This window comes from Rhodobacteraceae bacterium Araon29 (genome assembly GCA_039640505.1).
Taxonomy (GTDB): Bacteria; Pseudomonadota; Alphaproteobacteria; order Rhodobacterales; family Rhodobacteraceae; genus CABZJG01.
This window is the reverse complement of record CP046865.1, coordinates 2,124,901-2,143,914: the sequence shown is the minus strand read 5'-3', so window position 1 is coordinate 2,143,914 and position 19,014 is coordinate 2,124,901. Positions and strand designations below refer to the sequence as shown.

Here is a 19,014-nt window from a genome sequence, read left to right as displayed (position 1 = left end):
AAGGCAAGCCATTGGTTGAAAAAACATTTAAGGGTGATAAATCTTTTGGATAGGTTGAAGTCAGAGACTAGAACTGGCCTAATAAAGCCGCCTAGATTCGGGCAAAGAAATGATAAGCTTTCTGGGAGGAAACTCATGAATAAATACCTTCGCACAGCGGCTTTGGCCGCCACATCAACGTTGTTGTTGGCGCTGCCAATGAAAGCGCAGGAATTAAACTTTTTCACAATTGGAACAGGCGGTACGGCCTATACATACTACCCTGTTGGTGGTGTTATTGCGAACGCAATCTCAAAACCTCCGGGATCGCGCGAATGCGGCAAAGGTGGCTCTTGTGGGGTCGATGGTCTGATTGCGTCGGCTGTTTCCTCGCGTGGTTCTGTGGACAATGTAAACGCGATTATCTCAGGATTGCGCAACTCTGGTTTCGCGCAGTCCGATGTGGCCTATTGGGCTTTCACAGGCACTGGCACAATGGAAGGCAAAGAACCTGCAAAGGATCTACGGACTATCGCCGCTCTTTTTGAAGAGCACATCCATCTAGTGACTATGGCTGACAGTGGCATAAACTCCGTCGCTGATCTCAAAGGCAAGCGCGTGTCGCTTGATGAGCCTGGTTCTGGCACGTATGTCGACGCAAACCTGATCTTGGAGGCCAACGGCCTGTCAGCTGATATGATCACTGCAGAGGCCTTGAAAGGTGGTGCAGCGTCCGAAGCACTCCGTAATGGCAAGATTGATGCGTTCTTTGTTGTCGCTGGATACCCAACGGGTTCTTTAGTTGAATTGGCATCTGCGGCGTCCATCAAATTGGTTCCAATTGACGGTGCTGGTGCTGATGCCCTGACCTCCAAATATGGATTTTTTGCATCTTCTGATATACCTGAGGGCGCGTATGAGGGTGTAAAGACAACCCCTACTGTAGCTGTTGGTGCACAGTGGTTCACTTCAGCAAATGAAGACGAAGAACTGATCTACAGTATTACCAAAGCTCTGTGGAACGACGAGAGCCGCAAGCTGCTAGACGTGGGCCATGCCAAAGGCAAGACCATAACACCCGCTACTGCGCTGAATGGCGTTGGTGTGCCACTTCACGCAGGTGCTGAGCGTTTCTATAAAGAAGCCGGCCTACTTAAGTAGGAATAGGTTTTAAACAATAGGCTCAAGTGGTGCAAACCTCTTGAGCCTTTTTTGATCTTTAAGCTGGACAAAAATCATGACAGTCAACCGAGAGACAGATGACAAGATTGAAGATACGTCCGGCTCACCACCGGCCCTGAGCCCCGAGTTAACTGCCGAAGAATTGGCAGAATTAGAACGCAAATTTGATCCTGAGACTGCTTTTAGACCAACAGGTGCTGCGGTTGGTTTTTTCGTTACAGCCATTCTTGTGGCCATGTCTGTTTATCATTTCTATGCCTCTGGCTTTGGTCTGATCCGCGAACTTTTGCATCGTGGCATCCATTTGTCTTTTGTCCTTGGGCTTGTGTTTTTCCTATTTGGATGGCGTCGCGAAACCGGACGAATTCCTGTGGCTGGTAGGTTTCGGATACAAGGCGTGCCAATACTTGATCTGCTATTCTCGGCTTTGGCCGTTGTGGCTGCGATCTATCTGCCTTTACTTCCGCCCGAGATCGTCTCCGAGCGGGTCGGCAATCCGTCCCAATCAGATGTTTTGATGGGTACCGCACTGTTGTTGCTTACGCTTGAAGCAACCCGCAGGTCTGTGGGGCCAACCCTGCCGATCATCGGAATTTTGTTCATTGCTTTTGCTTATTTCGGACCTTGGATGCCTGGCGCATTGAAGCATGGTGGCTCAAGCTGGCTAGGCATCATCAACCACCTCTACATGACCAATCAGGGCCTTTACGGCGTAGCTATTGGCGTCATGGCGCAATACGTATTTCTATTTATCCTTTTTGGCGTGCTGGCGACACGCATTGGTCTTGGTCAGCTGTTCATCGATTTGGCAATGGTCGTGGCTGGTCGCTACTCTGGCGGCCCGGCAAAAGTAGCGATATTTTCATCGGCTTTCATGGGGACGATCTCTGGCTCATCAATTGCCAATACTGTAACGACTGGCGCGTTAACAATCCCCGCAATGAAGCGTATTGGCTACCCCGCGCACTTTGCTGGTGCTACGGAGGCCACGGCCTCAACAGGCGGACAAATAACACCGCCGATCCTAGGGGCTGCAGCCTTTATCATGGTCGAATACCTTGAAATTCCCTTGCGAGATGTGTTGGCAGCGGCCTTGTTTCCGGCCTTGCTGCATTATTTCGGTATTTTCATCATGGTCCATCTGGAAGCGAAAAAATTGGGCCTGCGCGGCTTAAGGGCAGAAGAGCTTCCTAAAATAGGTGTAGTGCTGAAAGATCACTGGCTATCGATAATCCCACTGATCATTTTGGTTTATTTGATCTTGTCTGGAAAAACACCTGACTATGCTGCGGTTTACGGGATCATTGCCTGTGTAGTTGTTGGATTTTTAAACCCGAATAATCGCCTGTCACTCTCTGATTTATGGCACGCGCTAGGCTCCGGAGCAAAAAGCACACTTGCCGTGGGCGCAGCCGCCGCGACAGTTGGTATTGTTGTGGGGGTAGTCACCCTGACGGGGGTTGGCTTTCGTTTGGGCTATGTGGTGGTGCAAACGGCCACCGACATTGGCGAGGTCGTCGGTGGTATCTGGCCGCTCAATCACTTTAGCGTCGGTCAATGGGCGTTGTTCTTTTCACTCGTTCTAATCGCGATTGCGTGCATCATAATGGGCGCAGGCATCCCAACGACTGCGACATACATCATCCTAGTTGCTGTCGCGGCACCTGCACTGGCGCAATTGCAAGTTGAACCAATCGTTTCGCATTTCTTCGTCTTCTATTATGGCGTTCTAGCTGACATCACTCCGCCCGTCGCACTAGCAGCCTATGCCGCCGCAGGTATCGCGGGGTCTAACCCCTTCAAAACAGGCAATACGGCGTTCCGGCTAGGCATTGCCAAAGCACTTGTTCCCTTCGTATTTGTCTATTCACCAGCTTTACTGCTAGTCGCAGATGGATTCACGTGGTGGGCATTTACCTATACACTTGTCGGAGCGCTACTAGGCATTGGCTCTCTAGGAGTAGCGTTCTCCGGTTATTTAAGCGCGCCTCTCAAAAACTGGGAGCGTTGGTATGTCGGTATCACCGCGTTCCTGTTTATCGCGCCTGGCGTCTCGACAATGTTAGTTGGACTTGTCATGTTGGTTCCTATTGTCTTGATACAACAAAAACGAAAGAAGACAGAACCCAGCGCATGAGCGATGATATATCATTTGGCATTGAGAGCTTGGCTTAACGAACTTAATAGCAGTCATCTGCGACAGGATTGTGAAAGTCAGCTTCGTCGCGCACCTCGGACCAAAGGGCAGCGCAGTGACTTTAAGGGCTCTGATGTGTTGCTCAAGGACTGGCGCAGCATCGCCGCACGCTAGGGCTGATGCGCCCATACCTTCGGATCCGCACTCTATCTCGCTGCAAAAATCATATTCTGGTTATGTGCTCTAACCCTAGGTGCACAGGGGCATCGGGGCAGGGTGCATTGCTGTACAGTTTTGACCAAGTAAGATAAATCAAAGTTAGGTCCGCGTTTGCGGTCTGGCGTTCTTAAGGCTTTGGGGGGAAATGCACAGCGAAAGAATAATAACCGCACCGGCCTGCGTTTTCGAAGGAGCGCTCTGGCTTGCCAAGTCGGAGCCTCGGTTTGCCAAAGCGCTTGCGCTGACGGGCACGCTGCCATTGCGGCGGCGGCCGGACGGATTTGCGCAATTGCTCAGCGCCATCGTAAGCCAGCAGGTTAGTGTCGCTGCGGCCAGTGCCATTTGGGGCCGGTTGCGCGATGCACGTCTGACCGGGCCGCGCAAAATTCAATGGGCCAGCGATGAGGCATTGCGCGCGGCGGGCCTGAGCCGGCAGAAAATCCGCTATGCACGAGCCTTGGCCGAGGCGCGCATTAACTATGGCGCGCTGCGCGAGGCCCCTAGCGATGCGGTCATCGCCACCTTAACCGAAGTGCCTGGAATAGGTGTCTGGACCGCTGAGATTTACGCTATGTTTAGCCTTGGGCGTGCGGATGTGTTTGCCCCTGGTGATCTTGCGCTGCAAGAAGCGGCGCGTATTCTGTTTGAGTTGCCCGAGCGGCCAAGCGAACGCGCACTGCGGCAGATGGCCGAAGACTGGTCCCCTTGGAGAGCGGTTGCAGCGCGGCTGCTCTGGGCTTATTACAAAATTGCCAAACAGCGAGAGGGCATTCGATGACACGGATTTTAAATGCAGAGCAGCGCGCACCGGTTTCGGGCAATACACGCTCGGCAGTGGTTTTTATTCACGGCTATGGTGCAAATGGGGCCGATTTGTTGTCCCTTGCCGATCCGCTCGGTGAACATTTGCCTGATACGCTTTTCGTTGCGCCGGATGCGCCGGAAAGCTGCGAAGGTATTCCCATGGGATATCAGTGGTTTCCCATTCCATGGATCGACGGCTCAAGCTTAGAGGCTTCGCAACGCGGCATGCAGGCCGCTTTTGAAGATCTCAATGCCTTTGTAGATGCATTGATGGTGGATCATGACCTGTTGCCGGAACAGGTTGTGCTTTTCGGCTTTTCCCAAGGCACGATGATGAGCTTGCATATTGCGCCGCGCCGCGAAGACAGCTTTGCCGGTGTGGTTGGGTTTTCTGGGCGATTGGTCGAGCCAGAATTATTAATTGACGATGTGCTCAGCCGCCCGCCTGTACTGCTAATCCATGGGGATGAGGATGAAGTGGTGCCGGTGCAATCGATGCCCGAAGCGGCCGAGGCCCTGCAAAGTGCCGGTTTTAAGGATGTTTTTGCGCATATCCAAAAAGGCACCGGGCACGGCATCGCGCCGGATGGATTGTCTGTGGCGCTTGCTTTTATGCGCGATAAGCTGGGCCTTTGACCCATAATCGCTTGTCGCGTCATATCGCCGGTACGAAATCACCTTAAAGACCTGATAAACCAAGATATCGGGGGTTGTCAGAAGGCATCTGCGATATATAGTGGGCACAAGGAAAGGCCGAGACCTTTCCACAAAACAGAGCGAGCAGTAAGGTGAGGTCACGACTTTATGGACGGTGAATTTAGAACGGAATTTGTACGTGACCCCTCGGCTCTTCGGCAACATCCGGCACTGGTGCTAAATGCTGATTATCGCCCCTTGTCTTATTATCCTTTGTCGCTCTGGTGTTGGCAGGATGCGGTCAAAGCGGCCTTTATGGATCGGGTCGATATTGTCGCGGAATATGATCAATACGTTCACAGTCCGACGACGCGAATAAAAATCCCTTCTGTGGTTGTTTTAAAAGACTATGTAAAACCTCAAAAGCGCGTGGCCTTCACGCGCTTTAATTTATTTTTAAGGGATAGTTTTTGCTGTCAGTACTGCGGCGCACGTGGGGATTTGACCTTTGATCATGTGGTGCCGCGCGCAAGCGGCGGGGTCACCAGCTGGCAAAATGTTGTTGCGGCCTGCAGCCCCTGCAACCTTAAGAAGGGGTCTAAAAGCCTAAAGCGTGCCGGGATGAATTTACGCCGCCCGCCGCGCCAGCCAGAAGCCGAAGAGCTGCGCAATGCGGGGCGTCAGTTTCCGCCCAACCACCTACACGAAAGCTGGATGGATTTCCTTTACTGGGACAGCGAGCTGGACGCTTAATCACTGGCTTCAATTTCTGGTTCAGCGAAGCGGCGCATATAAAGGTTTTTGCCAAGGGTCAGCGTGATGCCAAAGAGCGCGATGCCGATCCAGAGCGCGGAAAGACTGCTGCTACGCAAAATCCACGACAGCCCAAGCGCGGTGGTGCCCGCGCCCAAGGTAAATGTCAGGCTGGTCAGGCTTTGCATTGCTGAGCGGTTGTGGTTTTCCGAGGCCTCATTGATCAGCGTAAAGGTCGCTGGGCTCAGCATTGAAAAAAGCAGCATAAAGGCCAAATAAACCGGCACAAAAACCGGCACCGATCCGATAAACCCAAGCGCAAGGATCACGCCAAAAAACCCAAGCGGGATCAGCCGCATCTGGCGGCGCGGGGAAATATTAAGCGCTTTGGCAATCTGCCCGATCAGCAATGGGCCAAGAATGGCAGTGGCAAAATAGCCAAAGGTCATCCAGCCAAAGATGGCATAGGATATGTCCGGCGCAATTTCGCGCAGGCGCGGCTGCCAGAACAGATCTATCGCCGCGATGGAAGCGCCGGCCATGACGCCCACCAGCAGCAGTTCGGCCACAAACGGGTTGCGCAGCGCGTCGCGCAGAATGCCGCCAATGGATTGATGCGGTGCGTCCTCGGCGCTGGCACCGTGATGGTTTTCGCCTTCGAAATACAGCCCGTAACTTAGCAGTAAAACCGCCATCAGCACGCCCGAAGCGATGAGCGGATTCCATTCGGTGCCGGAAATGCCCATAAAGTTGGGCATAAAATCGGGAGTATAACCGCCAGCAATGGCCGCCACCGCCATACCGGCGGCCATTGCGGCCTGCAAATGCCCGCTTAAAATCTCAAGTTTCTCGCCTTCGCCGCGCTGATTGAGCTGCTGCACGTACCATGCATCAAGCGAGCCGCTTTGAAGCGCCTGTCCTATCCCGCCCAAAACCGATGCGGCAATGAACATTGGCACCGAATGAAACAGCGACAGCATTGCGAGGTCTATCAAAATAATCAGCACGGACAGCCGATAAATACGCAACCGTCCATGGTGATCGGCCAGCATGCCAAAGGGCACTTCTAGCGCGGCGGTCACTACAGGGCTAAGCCCGAGGATCAGCCCCACCATCCAAAGCTCAAGCCCTTTGTCGATAAAATATATCCCCGCCGTGGCCAGCCAGAACCCATAGGCAAGTCCGCTTAGGGTTTGGCCCGCCACCAGCCGCGCTTTGAAGTGCATGGGAAAGACTTTCTATAATAGGTAAAATATAAATTTAGGAAAACACGCTATAGGGGAAATGGCAATAATAATCAGCTGGTGATATTAGTATTGTCGTATGCGGCGATAGATTTGGAAAGTTCGAACAGCTTTGGGCCGAATTGGCTATATGTTTTGAAGGCCAGACACAGTGCTTCAACAGAAGGGGCAGTGCAAAACTGCAGGGCTTTTATGCCAGCCAATGTCACTGCGGCAAATCCGGCAGGGCTGTCTTTGAAAAAGACAATATAGTTGCGTACCGCCCTTTTTTTTGGGCCGCGTAAAGGAACGTTAAGGAACAAGCCGCGCTTAGAAATAAATTTCTATGCTTTCAATCAAGCGCGCAGCTTGCTCGTAACGCGTGTTATACCAATGCAAAAATCCGTGCCGGGCCACCAGAGCCACCAGCGTGTTTTGGTGCGCCGATGACCAAAGTTGCCCCTGCGGCTGGAACCCGATCTAAATTGGCGATATTCTCGATGCCAAATCGACCCGTTGGCAGCCAAGCATAATGGGCCGCAAAATCAGCCGAGATACCGTAATCCAGCGATAGGGTATCTACCGCTAGTGAGCGGGCGGCTGTTTGCTCGATCAGCATCTGGGCAGCTTCGATATGAAACCCTGGATAGTGCTGCGCTTTGCCATCAAAGTTGCGAAAATCATCGGTATCAACTTTACCGGCCCATCCCGAGTGCATTGCCACACAAGCACCGTTTGGAATGTCGCCGTTTGTCGCAATCCAAGCGCGGATGTCATCCGGCGTAACCTGTGTATCGGCGTCCTCTGCCGCGCGCGCAGCGATATCAATCACACAAAGCGGCGCAACAAGCTCGGATACTGGAATTTCATCAACCGAGGTGCCGTCTTTGGAAAAATGCAGCGGGGCATCGATATGCGTGCCGGTGTGTTCATTGACGGTGTATTGGTTAAGGTTGAAAGAATGCTCCGCATAATTATAAATCTGCTCGCTTGAAAACTGCGACTCGCCAAAATAAGTTGGAAAATCGGTATGCAAAGTATGGGTCATGTCCTCGACCGAACCATGCCCATCTGCCAGAGCCGCAGGCACCGATGCCCCAGTTGCCACGGCCGCAAGGCCCGTCGCTGCCGTGGCTTTAAAAAAACTACGCCTCGACAACATTTTTTTCTTAACCGAATTCATTACGCAAATATCACACATATGCTTTTCCCTTCATAATTAATCAGGCGAACAAAGCTCGCGTCCATAAAAACGTCTTCACAAATAAAATTAGGTAAAATACAAAAAAAGAAGAACACGGTAAACCGGATTTAGCAACAAAAACCATGAACTGGTTTTAATCTGGTTTAAGACGGATTTGGCAGGATTAATGGCTTTGTGTTGTGGGGTAAAATAATACCTATTTTGTAACCAATTGAAAACATTGTAATAAATCAACTTTAATGCGCTTGACTGTGCAATTAGAGGCTTTATACACAGCACTCTAGATCACACAGGGCCGCGGCGGCTTTGTGACATGAAATATCAAGGGATCGCCCGTTATGAAAACATATTCTGCAACCCCTGCAGATATCGAAAAGAAATGGATCATGATCGACGCAGAAGGCGTTGTTCTGGGCCGTTTGGCTTCGATTGTCGCCATGCGTCTGCGTGGCAAGCACAAAGCATCGTTCACACCGCATATGGATTGCGGCGACAACGTGGTCATCATCAATGCTGAAAAAGTCCAGATCACGGGCAAAAAGCGGCAGGAAAATTATTACTGGCACACCGGCTATCCCGGGGGCATCAAATCGCGCACCAAGGAAGAAATCCTTGAAGGCGATCACCCCGAGCGGGTTTTGATGCGCGCGATCAAGCGGATGCTGCCTGGCAACCGTCTCAGCCGCAAGCAAATGACCAATTTGCGCATCTATGCTGGCAGCGAGCATCCGCATGAGGCGCAGGCGCCAGAAGTGCTGGATGTCAAATCGATGAACTCTAAAAACACACGGGTGGCTGTCTAATGTCCGAAGATATCAAATCTCTGAGCGATCTGGAAACAGTCGCTGATACACCCGAGGTCGCGGCCGAAGCTGTCGCCGCGCCTCGTGAACCTGTGCGTGATGACCTTGGCCGTTCCTATGCCACCGGCAAACGAAAAGATGCCGTGGCACGTGTTTGGATCAAACCCGGATCTGGTAAAGTTGTCGTCAACGGCAAAGCAATGAATGCTTATTTTGCCCGCCCGGTGTTGCAGATGATCCTGCGCCAGCCGTTTCAGGTGGCCGGTGTCGAAGATCAGTTCGATGTGAGCGCCACAGTGAAAGGCGGCGGATTGTCAGGTCAGGCCGGCGCGGTCAAGCACGGCATTTCAAAAGCCTTGCAAATCTATGAACCCGCCCTGCGCGGCGCATTGAAAGCCGCCGGCTTCCTCACCCGCGACAGCCGGGTTGTTGAACGGAAAAAATACGGTAAACGCAAAGCCCGCCGGAGCTTCCAGTTCTCAAAGCGGTAATATACGTTTTATTGAGTATGAAATTAAAACAAGCGCTTACGAAAGTTTGCGCTTGTTTTTTTATATACCACAGTCAGTTCCCAAGATAATTAGCACATGATTTTATGGTGACTTGGGCGCTTCCTTAGCGAAAATACAAACGGTTTACTTTTGTCTGGCGTGCTGGTGTAGGTATGCCCATAGTCTTTATGTTAAGAGCAGTCCCGTGCTGGAGAGGAAGAGTGAAGAACTTGAAGCTATCGGATAAAGGAAACAAGTTAATTAAATTATATGAAGAGATGGCAGTCACTGGCTACGCAAGAACAGACGGTTCCAAAGTATCAAATGCATATAATGATTTTGAATTGAGAAAATTTAGAAATTTTTGCAAAGAACAAATCTCAAGAGATGAAATAAAAACGGTGTTGGATTATGGCGGAGGAGGTTCAGATTGGGATGCGTCCGGTTTTGATCCAGCAACCGGAGAAACAGCAAAGCAATTTTTCCGTGTAAAAGAAGTATGCATATTTGAACCCGCACGCAATTTAATGGACAAAAGCAAGTCCGATTGTGTTGTGTGCATGGATGTACTCGAGCATATCTTTGTCGCAGACATTCCAAATATTATAGACGAGCTATTCTCTCTTACAAACAAGCTACTTGTGATAAATGTTGCTTGCTATAAAGCCAGGGCTCTACTGCCAAATGGCGAAAATGCGCACATTACAGTAAGAAGTCCTGATTGGTGGAAAGGGGTAATTGATGCTGCCTCGATAAATTATGAGGATGTTGAGGTGATGTTAATTTGCTCGAAGACTTTTAAATCAGGCGTTGTTTTTGAAACATTTAAATCATGTGACTGGCATGCATCAGCGGGGTTCACGACCGAATTAAAATTTCAGACTTTCAAGCCAAATTGAATTTAGAAATGCCCTGCCTGCCTTTACGGGTGAAGCAGTTCAAAGTGCTATTTTTGGGCTGGTAGAGAGCGCAAAGCGCCGCCAGAGCTTTCAGTTCTCAAAGCGGTAAGTGCTTTTTATATGTTTTCTCAATAGGCGAATGACATCATTGACCTATTGTCGTCAGCAATTTAGCCTAAGTGCTTAACTTAAAGCATTTGCAAACAGGCATTTTCAAATTATGGCAACAGTCTACGTTCTCACTAATCCAGCTTTTAAAGATTACGTAAAGGTGGGTAAAACGACCAATTTAGAGCAAAGGCTTCGCACGCTGGATAACACGAGTGTGCCGTTGCCATTTCGCTGTGTGTATGCCATCGAAGTAGATGATGAGGCTCAGGTTGAGAAACTTGTTCATCAAGCCTTTGCTGATCATCGAACACGAACAACAAGAGAGTTTTTTGAAATTGATACGCAGCGGGTAATCGCCGCGCTTAAGCTAACGCGTGGGCGCGATGTAACGCCGAAAAGTGACATAGCTGAAGATATTGAAGGTGTGAAAGCGCTAGAGAAAGCAACCCGTAAACCGCGGAAGACGTATAAGTTTAGCGACGCAGGTTTGAGCGAAGGCGATACCATTTACTATGCAAACGATGATACAGTTACGGCGCAGGTTATCAATGAAAAGAAAATCCTTTTTGAGGGTGGTGAAACAAGCCTAAGCAGGTCTGCCCTGATGCTTTTGCAGCGCGAAGGATATACTTGGCAAACAGTTAATGGCTGGCAATATTGGATGTTTGAAGGTGAAACGATTGCAGAGAGGTTGGAGCGTTTGCTTGATGATGCTGATGAACCTGAGTTAGACGAAAACGACTAGGCCTCTGCGCAGCAGTTTCATTCAGAACTCTTTGAGTTGAAATAATTCCCGTCCAAGCCCGTGTAGGCACGCTAGATTTGCGCTTGAACTACCGCCGGCGCGATCAAAGCTGCCGGCTTCCTGACCCGCGACAGCCGGGTTGTTGAACGGAAAAAATACGGTAAACGCAAAGCGCCGCCAGAGCTTCCAGTTCTCAAAGCGGTAAGTGTTTTTTACATCAAAACAAAGACAAACGGTTGCAAGGTATTGCGGCCGTTTTTCTTTTTTCGAGTTTTCTCAATGGACGCAAAACCTTATTGACATAGTGAGGTTGGAAATTTATCGTCAGCAAATAATTTCAAGCATTTGCACAACTAAAGTTTTAGAAAATGAGAGCATTCGCAGAGTTTGAATGCTATATCATTCGGCAGAGATAGACGAAAGATATAGCTCTCGCGATAGCACATGGTGTTTATAAAAGACGCATTATGCAGTATAAAGTCAATAAAAATGATGTATTTAAACTTTTAAATGATACTCGCATTTTTCCAAGTCTAAGAAATTTACGTTGGCATGAAAGAAGTAAAGTTGACAAAGACTTTTATTTAGTAGCGGCGTTGCCGAAGTCAGGATCAACTTGGGTAACAAACGTACTTGCAAATTCAATCGATTGCCAAGTGACGCGTTACTGTTATGCATGGTCAAGTAATGAGCACGATCTTTACCTGCCCGCGTTGTTGGCGAACTCAGATGTATGTTCAATTGCTCAAATGCATATAAAGGCTACGCCTCACAATATTCTGCTCATGTCGGATTTTAATTTCAAGACATTAGTCTTAACTCGAAATGTTTATGATTCAACTGTCAGTTTTGCGAGGGATTTGATGAAAAAAAAGACTTCAGATGCAAGCACGTCAGGTTTGACTGGTTATTCATTTGTTTGGTTGAAAAACTGTAAGGACAATTGGGACCTTAATGATTATATCGAATATACCATCGATTACTATTTGCCGTGGTATATGAACTTTTTATCAAGTTGGCTAGATTACAAAGATGAGGTTTCTGCAAAAGTTGTTCGTTACGAAAGCTTACGCTCGAACCCAAAAATCCAGTTTGAAAAGATTATAAGTGAATTTGATGACGGAAAAAAATTAAGTTCAGATTTCAATGAAAATAAAATCAACTCAAATGAATTAATTTCTGAAACCAACTCAGATGTCGGTGCAGGTTTCGAAATTTTAAGTTCTGAGCAGCGAGACCGTATCGAGCGTTTTTTTAGTATTCATGAGGATCAATGGGTTCTGTCGCATTTAAGATTAGAAAATTAAATGATCCAGTTATAAATAGTAAACTGCGTCTTTCAGCTCAATATTTAATATTTCCACTCAAAATTTATAATTTTAGTATCAGTAATTATTGAGTTATATATGTTCCAGTTCTCTAAGCGCTCCAATCGGGTCAGTCTATGATCAATGTGCTCGGCGCAGCTTGGCTTTAATGTTGCTCTTCAACAGCGATCATCTCTAAAACTTTCCAGAAGTGATCTTCTTTCTATCGATTTTTCCAAAACTTGTTCAAAAGACTCTTCGAATAGCTTGCGAACTTTTGATGGGTTTTTAGAAAGCTCTTTCCATTTTCCCAAACGCACCTCTAAAAGCAAAAAATCAGATATACACCAACCGAGTGGATTAAATTCATACCAGTCTGAGTAGCTATTGCTTGGTGGTATAACCTCAAATAATTGAGATATGAGTGGTTCTTTCGACAACACATCTGATGCGTTAGCAAGTGTATGCAATAATTCCTCTCGGAATATCGCGATTGGGTTGATTTTGTGATGCGTTATTTCAATCGGAGTGCTCGCCACGAATATAAAGTCCCGCTTTTTATGCCCGGGAATGGGCATCGAAAACCCCAACCGTCTTTCGTGGTTCATGGGCATTGACGCTCCCAAAATTTTATCGATTATCTCTTCGAAAACGGCATTTCCTGGATTAGGCCCAATCAGAATATAAATGTCTGTGGAAAATATGTCGCATTCAGAAACGTGCAATCTAAAGTCAATTGTGAACCTCAATTCATAGGCTCTTCTAATGTCATCTATGCCACCAATTACAGATTTTAGAAGTTCCTTGTCTCCTGTAAAAGGCAGAACACAAAATCGTTCATCTCCTTTCCATGTAACGGCTAGCTCTGGATTTTTTTCTACGGGCTTAAAGAAAGTTTCCTCGAGCATTTCGATGGCTTTGATTTTTGATATCTTATTGAGTTTTTTTTCATCTGATAAACTAGGATGAATGAATGCCGATAAAATGATCAAACCGGTCATAAAGACGCGAAAGGTGAAAAATATTCCACCTTTGGCTTTTATTGGGGATTTAATAGTCAAAACGACCTTGGTGGCAGCTAGCAGCGCAGTGGGTATTGCCTTTAGAAAGTTGTTCAACTGCATGAGCCCTCATATTTATTTTATTGGTAAAAACAGCACCATTTGCAATATTTTGACTTATTTGGACCTGTTCTGTCACGCCGCAAAGCATAAACGCCTTTAAACCAGCAATTTTGTAGAAACGTCAGCCGTAAAACATGTTTCATAGGGCACTCATTCTATTTTGCGATACATGGATTAGGGGTTATTCTCTACTGTCGGGAGTAATTTAAATATCGGTCAAAAACCTTAGGCAAAGTACTCAACATAAATTAAGATCATTAAGGTAACGGCCATCATAACAATTGACGCGCGTATCAATTTAATAGAAATATCCATGACATTTTTGGAATAATCATTTTCGTTGACAAATTCATCTCGTTTTCTTTGAAACCATTTCCAGACAGGAATGGAAATACTTAGTAACATGCTTATTGTGCCAATTTTTTGTAAGGTATTTATGCCTACATAAAGAGTTGCAAAGATAAATATACAAAAACTAACTGTGGCAATCAGTGCTGCAACAAGAAATTTCTTTTTGAAACCTATCGGAAAGTCCTTGCCTATATTTGTCATGATTTTCTCCATTGAGTGAGTGGCAAGGATGCTATCCTTGCCATGCTATTTGTGATCATCTGAGGGCACTCATTCTATTTTACGACAGATGGATTCGAGACTAATTTCGACTGTGGTGGGCAAATCCGATGACTTCGTTTTTCAAAAACGCCCAGTGACCTTGATCATCAGCGGCAAAATGATATCTGATTTTGATATTGTAATCCTCATCACCCTGCCAGAACCCATCATCTGATTCATTCGACATGGTATAATACAATGTGAATGCAATAGTGGCGGGTGTAACGTTCCAATCACGAAGGACGTACATCCCTCCACGTCGATCTGTGATCGAATGTTCCACAAGATATTTATATAAAAATGTAACATCCGCATCAGGAAACCAGCCTTCCATCTCGTGAGTCCTGCTCTCAAGATTTGAATAAAGCACAGCGTTTGTAATGACCCTCACCGCCGATGCTAGGGTTTCGGTTTGCTCTTTTGTCAGAGTACCATACACCTCTTTTTTCAAGGCTTTTGCAACGGACGCACCATAAATTGGAAACACAATAGAGGCGCCATTAGCGTTGATAACATAGGGTTTTCTTTCATTGTTCCAACAGCTTTGAACAAGCGCCGCAATCAACAAGGCTGCCAACACATACAGGGGTAAAAATCTCATAAGGAATACTTTCTAAATAGCCGGCCACAAAAGGCCCAATTGATTTCAATAAAATTTGTGCCACAGAGGGTGGCTAAAGTGTTCTTTGGTATTGGCCCTGTCGGGTGCCGTTTAATGCGCGATGCGCTATGACTGCTTGGCCCATTCAGCTCTTTCCTACCCCGATCTTAACACATCGTCATAGGGTGACCAATGAAAGAACGATGTCGGGCATTTAGCATAGCCGAATAACTTTAAACATTTGCCTGCAGGGATTTCCAAGTTAGCGCGACAGTTCATACTTTTCAGAAAGTAACCTTGACGTTACACTTTTTGAGTTATATATGTAACCTGTGAGTTACATTATGAGATATTGAAAGGACTATTTTTATGAACAAAGTTTCAGCTATATCGTTGATCATGCATGTGGGTTTGGCACTTTATGTGGCTGCCCTGTTTTTCCTGTTTTTCACAGGTCAGAATATACCGCAGCAAGTTGCATGGATTGGCATCGCGGCAGCGCCGGTCATTTTCATGATCCATACGGCTTTTTGGCTTTTTTTCCCAAAAGAAAGCCGCGTAGCATTTGATGAACAAACAACCGAAACAGAAAGGCGGAGCCAAGCTTTGGGCTATTTCGCAGCGGTGGCCACATTTCTAATCTGTCTGGCGCTTATTCTGATCGGTATAGTAAAGCCTGCAACTGCGTTTTGGTTTATGGGATTTTCACTCGTAACACCCTCGATTTATATGGTCGTTGCACATTTTTCAGGGCGGGCCGGATGATGCTAAAGAACGGTCTTAAAAACCTGCGCAAGGAGGCCAAGCTGACCCAGCAGCAGCTTGGCGATCTGGTCGAGGTTAGTCGCAAGACAATTAATACGGTGGAAAATGGCGTGTTTTATCCCTCCACACTGCTCTCGCTTAAGCTTGCCAAGGCTTTGAGCGTAAAAGTAGAAGATATCTTTTGGCTGGCAGAAAGCACAGAGAGCCCCGAGCCATAGATCTTTGGGGCGCAATAATCCCCTTGCAAGCCCGCGCGGTCCCGCTAGATTTACGCTAAGCCTGCTTTATGCCGAGGGCACGGGGCTGGAAATATAGGAAGCACAATGTCGTATTTTTTTCTCGCCTTAGCCATCATATTCGAAGTCATCGGTACCATGCTTTTGCCGGCATCGCAGAATTTTACCAAACTGGTGCCAAGCGCCGTGCTGGTGGTGGCCTATATGTTGTCGTTCTATTTCCTGACCTTTGCGCTGCGCGATATCCCGATTGCAATTGTTTACGCAAGCTGGGCCGGCCTTGGGGTGTTTTTGATCGCGCTCTTTAGCTATTTGGTATTCGGCCAAAGCCTGCAATGGCAGGCCATCGCTGGCCTCTGCTTGATTGTGGTTGGCGTTGCCTTGGTTAATACCTTTACCAAAGTTAGTTAAAAACTGCTGTGACAGGCAGTCTGTAACCTGCACCGTCTTGAAATCAACCTTAGATGCATTGCCGTTTCTTTTGGGAATTGCATGCGTTTGCAAAATTCCATTTTTATATGCCCATTTTACTTTAAAAATTGGTTATTTTTGGTCAAGTTACCAAACGGCACACATTAAAAAATACACTTAATAACAATATTTTAGGGTAAATTTGGGCAGAAAGGCTTCTGTTAATTTCTTTTTTTGAATTAAATACCTTGAAAAATATAAAACATGCGATAATTTAGCCGTGTAAAATTTACCGTAAGGTTAACTTTTACAACTGGGTGCGCATAAAAAAATGCGTAAGGGATGTTTTCTTGAATCTCTAGAGGAAGAAGAAAATGAAACAAATACTATCTTCACTTAAACTCGTATCGGCGACGGCCGGTCTTGTACTTCTACCAACGTTCGCTTCGGCAAGTTCAAACTTAGAGTCCGATGATTTCGTAGGCATTTCTTTTTGGTTGATTTCTATGGCCCTTGTGGCGTCGACAGCGTTCTTCTTTTTGGAAACGCAGCGGGTCGAAGGTAAATGGAAAACATCCTTAACAGTGTCCGGTTTGGTCACTCTTGTCGCTGCAGTGCACTATTTCTACATGCGGGACGTTTGGATTGAAACAGGCTCAACACCGCTCGTGTATCGCTACATCGACTGGCTCATCACAGTTCCATTGTTGATGGTTGAGTTCTATCTTATCCTGCGGGCTATCACAAATGTATCCGGTGGCGTTTTCTGGCGCTTGATGATCGGGACATTGGTAATGCTGTCGGCCGGTTATGCCGGTGAAGCAGGATACATCAGCCCGCTAATTGGTTTTATAGTTGGAATGGCCGGATGGGCCTATATCCTTTATGAAATCTTCTTTGGCGAAGCTGGTCAGGTGGCGTCAGATCAGGCCCCAGAATCAGTCCAAAACGCTTTCTCAACAATGCGTTGGATTGTGACCATTGGGTGGGCTATCTATCCACTGGGTTACTTCATGGGCTACTTCACAGGTGCAGGACCAGAATCCTCAGCTGCGTCGCTCAACATTATCTATAACCTCGCCGATGTGATTAACAAAATCGCGTTCGGTGTGATTATCTGGAATGTTGCTGTAACAGAGACGGATAAAGCGAAAGCTTAAGTGAATTTATGAGATGGCCTTCGGGCCATCTCATCCCCTTATCTGCAGCCGATGGGCATTGCGGATCATGCGCACTCTCCCCCCTAACATCTGGTATCCCAAAAGACTTTCGTCGCTGTACGCGGGAAAAATTCTTTGTCGATTATGATAAAAAGGGTTTCATTTCACCCAAAGCTGAACAATCATTCCTAAAAATGGGGTTTGGATTGTGGTATCAGAACTTTGGAAATTACCTGCACATGAGGTGGTCTCTTTGTTGCGCAGTGGCGCGCTTGGACCTGTCGAGGCCCTAGATGCAGCCATTGCGCGCATTGAAGACGTGGACGGGGCGATCAACGCCTTGCCAATCCGCGCCTTTGAACGGGCCCGCGACAGGGCGCAACGGCTTGATCTGGCTGCTGAGCGGCAAAACCCCAAAAGCCTGATGGGGCTGCCCATTGCAGTCAAGGATTACAATGATCTTGGCGGGGTGCGGACAACATATGGCTCGCCAATTTTCAAAGAGCATGTTGCGCAGCACTCTGATGCGACCGTTGCCCAACTGGAACGTAATGGTGCCAATCCCGTGGCCAAGTCAAATGTGCCGGAATGGGCCGGTGGGCATACATTCAATCCGGTGTTTGGGGTCACGCGCAATCCCTTTGATCCAAGCAAAACTGTGGGCGGATCGTCTGGTGGGTCTGCTGCAGCCCTCGCCAGTGGTCAGGTTTGGCTGGCCACCGGAAATGACCTTGGGGGTAGTCTGCGCACTCCGGCGGCTTTTAACAACATCGTCGGGCTGCGCCCCAGTCCCGGCGTCGTGCCTCGCGGCACGCGCTTGCAACCTTTTGATACGCTTTGGGTGGAAGGCCCCATGGCGCGTTCGGTGCGCGATGTGGCGCTGATGCTGGATGCCGGCGCGGGGTATTCACCGCAGGATCCCTTGTCGTTTCACACATCTTTGGGCTCGTATGTAACCGATTTGAAAGCCTTTGATGCCCCCACGCGTGTGGCCTTTAGTGAAGATCTTGGCATTGTCCCCATGGCGCGCGAAGTTGCCCAAACGGCCCGCACGGCATGCGCCAAAATTTCCGGCCTTGGCATTGATGTTAGTGATGAAATTCCCGACTTTTCTGGTGTGTTAGAGGGCTTTCATACCCTGCGTGGGCTTTTAATAGCCACTATGCTTGATGATTTGCTTGCCCAGCACCGCGATGCCATACTGCCCGATATTGTCAAAAATGCAGAGGTCGGCCATCAGGTCAGCAACCAAGAGATCATCTCGGCCGAGAAAATCCGCAAATCCATCACACTGCAAATGCAGAGTTTTTTCCAGCGCTGTGATTTTTTGATCTGTCCGACCACCTCGGTCGCGCCGTTTGATGTTGAAAAGCCCTTTGTGACCGAAATCGACGGCCAGCCGTGCAAAACCTATATTGATTGGTTCGCAATTACGTTTGCACTTTCAATGACAGGCTGCCCCGTGGTTAGCTTGCCCTGCGGGTTTACCAACCAAGGGCTTCCTGTGGGGCTGCAAATTGTCGGTCAGCCCCGCCAAGAGGCGGCGCTATTAGCCTTTGCCGAAATGTTGGAACAAGAATTTGCCGTGGCTTCAGCAGTGCCGCGTTGATCG

The 19,014-nt window shown here is 47.9% G+C and carries 20 protein-coding genes and 1 pseudogene; 16 read left to right on the top strand and 5 right to left on the bottom strand.

Annotated features, from left to right (window positions below; all coding sequences use genetic code 11):
• Nucleotides 1–135 precede the first annotated feature (135 nt).
• The 5 genes from GN278_10340 (at nucleotide 136) to GN278_10320 (ending at nucleotide 5,710) form a co-directional block, all read left to right on the top strand.
• Nucleotides 136–1,140, top strand: a complete 1,005-nt coding sequence (locus tag GN278_10340) for a TAXI family TRAP transporter solute-binding subunit (protein ID XAT61103.1) — start codon at nucleotides 136–138, stop codon at nucleotides 1,138–1,140.
• A 136-nt stretch (nucleotides 1,141–1,276) separates the two neighbouring features.
• On the top strand, nucleotides 1,277–3,298 hold the full coding sequence (locus GN278_10335; GenBank protein ID XAT62627.1) for a TRAP transporter fused permease subunit: 2,022 nt from the start codon (nucleotides 1,277–1,279) through the stop codon (nucleotides 3,296–3,298).
• 364 nt (nucleotides 3,299–3,662) lie between these two features.
• A complete protein-coding gene (locus tag GN278_10330; GenBank protein XAT61102.1) occupies nucleotides 3,663–4,295 on the top strand; it encodes a DNA-3-methyladenine glycosylase 2 family protein in 633 nt (210 codons plus the stop codon).
• On the top strand, nucleotides 4,292–4,957 hold the full coding sequence (locus tag GN278_10325; protein ID XAT61101.1) for a prolyl oligopeptidase family serine peptidase: 666 nt from the start codon (nucleotides 4,292–4,294) through the stop codon (nucleotides 4,955–4,957). Before GN278_10330 ends, GN278_10325 begins: the two co-directional genes overlap by 4 nt.
• A 168-nt stretch (nucleotides 4,958–5,125) precedes the next feature.
• Nucleotides 5,126–5,710 (top strand): HNH endonuclease, encoded by a 585-nt coding sequence (locus GN278_10320; protein XAT61100.1) that lies wholly within the window; start codon nucleotides 5,126–5,128, stop codon nucleotides 5,708–5,710.
• Here the strand turns inward: GN278_10320 and GN278_10315 are convergent.
• Both GN278_10315 and GN278_10310 read right to left on the bottom strand, forming a co-directional pair.
• Nucleotides 5,707–6,936, bottom strand: coding sequence for an MFS transporter (locus GN278_10315; protein ID XAT61099.1), 1,230 nt, complete (start codon nucleotides 6,934–6,936; stop codon nucleotides 5,707–5,709). The genes GN278_10320 and GN278_10315 overlap by 4 nt on opposite strands.
• Before the next feature lie 382 nt (nucleotides 6,937–7,318).
• Nucleotides 7,319–8,134: a cyclase family protein gene (locus tag GN278_10310; protein ID XAT61098.1), complete on the bottom strand. Its 816-nt coding sequence runs from the start codon at nucleotides 8,132–8,134 to the stop codon at nucleotides 7,319–7,321.
• 341 nt (nucleotides 8,135–8,475) lie between these two features.
• On the opposite strand from GN278_10310, the gene rplM reads away from it, so the two are divergent.
• The 6 genes and pseudogenes from rplM (at nucleotide 8,476) to GN278_10280 (ending at nucleotide 12,493) form a co-directional block, all read left to right on the top strand.
• Nucleotides 8,476–8,940 carry a 50S ribosomal protein L13 gene (rplM, locus tag GN278_10305; GenBank protein XAT61097.1) on the top strand — a complete coding sequence of 155 codons (465 nt, stop codon included), beginning with the start codon at nucleotides 8,476–8,478 and terminating at the stop codon, nucleotides 8,938–8,940.
• The gene (gene rpsI / locus GN278_10300; GenBank protein ID XAT61096.1) at nucleotides 8,940–9,431 is read left to right on the top strand and encodes a 30S ribosomal protein S9; all 492 of its coding nucleotides are present in this window, start codon (nucleotides 8,940–8,942) and stop codon (nucleotides 9,429–9,431) included. Before rplM ends, rpsI (GN278_10300) begins: the two co-directional genes overlap by 1 nt.
• A 221-nt stretch (nucleotides 9,432–9,652) precedes the next feature.
• A complete protein-coding gene (locus GN278_10295; protein ID XAT61095.1) occupies nucleotides 9,653–10,330 on the top strand; it encodes a hypothetical protein in 678 nt (225 codons plus the stop codon).
• A 217-nt stretch (nucleotides 10,331–10,547) separates the two neighbouring features.
• Complete coding sequence (locus tag GN278_10290; protein ID XAT61094.1) at nucleotides 10,548–11,186, top strand: GIY-YIG nuclease family protein; 639 nt, start codon at nucleotides 10,548–10,550, stop codon at nucleotides 11,184–11,186.
• A gap of 96 nt (nucleotides 11,187–11,282) precedes the next feature.
• A pseudogene (gene rpsI, locus GN278_10285) lies at nucleotides 11,283–11,391 on the top strand (30S ribosomal protein S9).
• A gap of 262 nt (nucleotides 11,392–11,653) precedes the next feature.
• Nucleotides 11,654–12,493, top strand: coding sequence for a hypothetical protein (locus GN278_10280; GenBank protein XAT61093.1), 840 nt, complete (start codon nucleotides 11,654–11,656; stop codon nucleotides 12,491–12,493).
• Between the two features lie 179 nt (nucleotides 12,494–12,672).
• Here GN278_10280 and GN278_10275 read toward each other — a convergent pair whose 3' ends face one another.
• The 3 genes from GN278_10275 to GN278_10265 all read right to left on the bottom strand — a co-directional run bounded on the left by GN278_10275 (nucleotide 12,673) and on the right by GN278_10265 (nucleotide 14,830).
• On the bottom strand, nucleotides 12,673–13,617 hold the full coding sequence (locus tag GN278_10275) for a hypothetical protein (protein XAT61092.1): 945 nt from the start codon (nucleotides 13,615–13,617) through the stop codon (nucleotides 12,673–12,675).
• A gap of 225 nt (nucleotides 13,618–13,842) precedes the next feature.
• Nucleotides 13,843–14,169, bottom strand: a complete 327-nt coding sequence (locus GN278_10270; protein ID XAT61091.1) for a hypothetical protein — start codon at nucleotides 14,167–14,169, stop codon at nucleotides 13,843–13,845.
• 100 nt (nucleotides 14,170–14,269) lie between these two features.
• Nucleotides 14,270–14,830, bottom strand: coding sequence for a hypothetical protein (locus tag GN278_10265; GenBank protein XAT61090.1), 561 nt, complete (start codon nucleotides 14,828–14,830; stop codon nucleotides 14,270–14,272).
• Nucleotides 14,831–15,199: 369 nt separating this feature from the next.
• On the opposite strand from GN278_10265, the gene GN278_10260 reads away from it, so the two are divergent.
• From GN278_10260 to GN278_10240, 5 genes are all read left to right on the top strand, one after another.
• Entirely contained in the window at nucleotides 15,200–15,595 is a 396-nt protein-coding gene (locus tag GN278_10260) for a hypothetical protein (protein ID XAT61089.1), read from the top strand.
• Nucleotides 15,592–15,813, top strand: coding sequence for a helix-turn-helix domain-containing protein (locus tag GN278_10255; protein XAT61088.1), 222 nt, complete (start codon nucleotides 15,592–15,594; stop codon nucleotides 15,811–15,813). Before GN278_10260 ends, GN278_10255 begins: the two co-directional genes overlap by 4 nt.
• 105 nt (nucleotides 15,814–15,918) lie before the next feature.
• Complete coding sequence (locus GN278_10250) at nucleotides 15,919–16,242, top strand: QacE family quaternary ammonium compound efflux SMR transporter (GenBank protein XAT61087.1); 324 nt, start codon at nucleotides 15,919–15,921, stop codon at nucleotides 16,240–16,242.
• Nucleotides 16,243–16,616: 374 nt separating this feature from the next.
• The gene (locus tag GN278_10245) at nucleotides 16,617–17,402 is read left to right on the top strand and encodes a biphenyl 2,3-dioxygenase (GenBank protein XAT61086.1); all 786 of its coding nucleotides are present in this window, start codon (nucleotides 16,617–16,619) and stop codon (nucleotides 17,400–17,402) included.
• 208 nt (nucleotides 17,403–17,610) lie between these two features.
• Nucleotides 17,611–19,011, top strand: coding sequence for an amidase (locus tag GN278_10240; GenBank protein XAT61085.1), 1,401 nt, complete (start codon nucleotides 17,611–17,613; stop codon nucleotides 19,009–19,011).
• Nucleotides 19,012–19,014 lie beyond the last annotated feature (3 nt).

Bases quoted from the DNA above. Each gene is read 5' to 3' on its own strand.
- GN278_10340 (XAT61103.1), top strand. From the start codon at position 136: ATGAATAAATACCTTCGCACAGCGGCTTTGGCCGCCACATCAACGTTG.
- GN278_10245 (XAT61086.1), top strand. From the start codon at position 16,617: ATGAAACAAATACTATCTTCACTTAAACTCGTATCGGCGACGGCCGGT.
- GN278_10325 (XAT61101.1), top strand. From the start codon at position 4,292: ATGACACGGATTTTAAATGCAGAGCAGCGCGCACCGGTTTCGGGCAAT.
- GN278_10275 (XAT61092.1), bottom strand. From the start codon at position 13,617: ATGCAGTTGAACAACTTTCTAAAGGCAATACCCACTGCGCTGCTAGCT.
- GN278_10320 (XAT61100.1), top strand. From the start codon at position 5,126: ATGGACGGTGAATTTAGAACGGAATTTGTACGTGACCCCTCGGCTCTT.
- GN278_10270 (XAT61091.1), bottom strand. From the start codon at position 14,169: ATGACAAATATAGGCAAGGACTTTCCGATAGGTTTCAAAAAGAAATTT.
- GN278_10255 (XAT61088.1), top strand. From the start codon at position 15,592: ATGATGCTAAAGAACGGTCTTAAAAACCTGCGCAAGGAGGCCAAGCTG.
- GN278_10250 (XAT61087.1), top strand. From the start codon at position 15,919: ATGTCGTATTTTTTTCTCGCCTTAGCCATCATATTCGAAGTCATCGGT.
- GN278_10265 (XAT61090.1), bottom strand. From the start codon at position 14,830: ATGAGATTTTTACCCCTGTATGTGTTGGCAGCCTTGTTGATTGCGGCG.
- rplM (XAT61097.1), top strand. From the start codon at position 8,476: ATGAAAACATATTCTGCAACCCCTGCAGATATCGAAAAGAAATGGATC.
- GN278_10280 (XAT61093.1), top strand. From the start codon at position 11,654: ATGCAGTATAAAGTCAATAAAAATGATGTATTTAAACTTTTAAATGAT.
- GN278_10260 (XAT61089.1), top strand. From the start codon at position 15,200: ATGAACAAAGTTTCAGCTATATCGTTGATCATGCATGTGGGTTTGGCA.
- rpsI (XAT61096.1), top strand. From the start codon at position 8,940: ATGTCCGAAGATATCAAATCTCTGAGCGATCTGGAAACAGTCGCTGAT.
- GN278_10315 (XAT61099.1), bottom strand. From the start codon at position 6,936: ATGCACTTCAAAGCGCGGCTGGTGGCGGGCCAAACCCTAAGCGGACTT.
- GN278_10310 (XAT61098.1), bottom strand. From the start codon at position 8,134: ATGTGTGATATTTGCGTAATGAATTCGGTTAAGAAAAAAATGTTGTCG.
- GN278_10330 (XAT61102.1), top strand. From the start codon at position 3,663: ATGCACAGCGAAAGAATAATAACCGCACCGGCCTGCGTTTTCGAAGGA.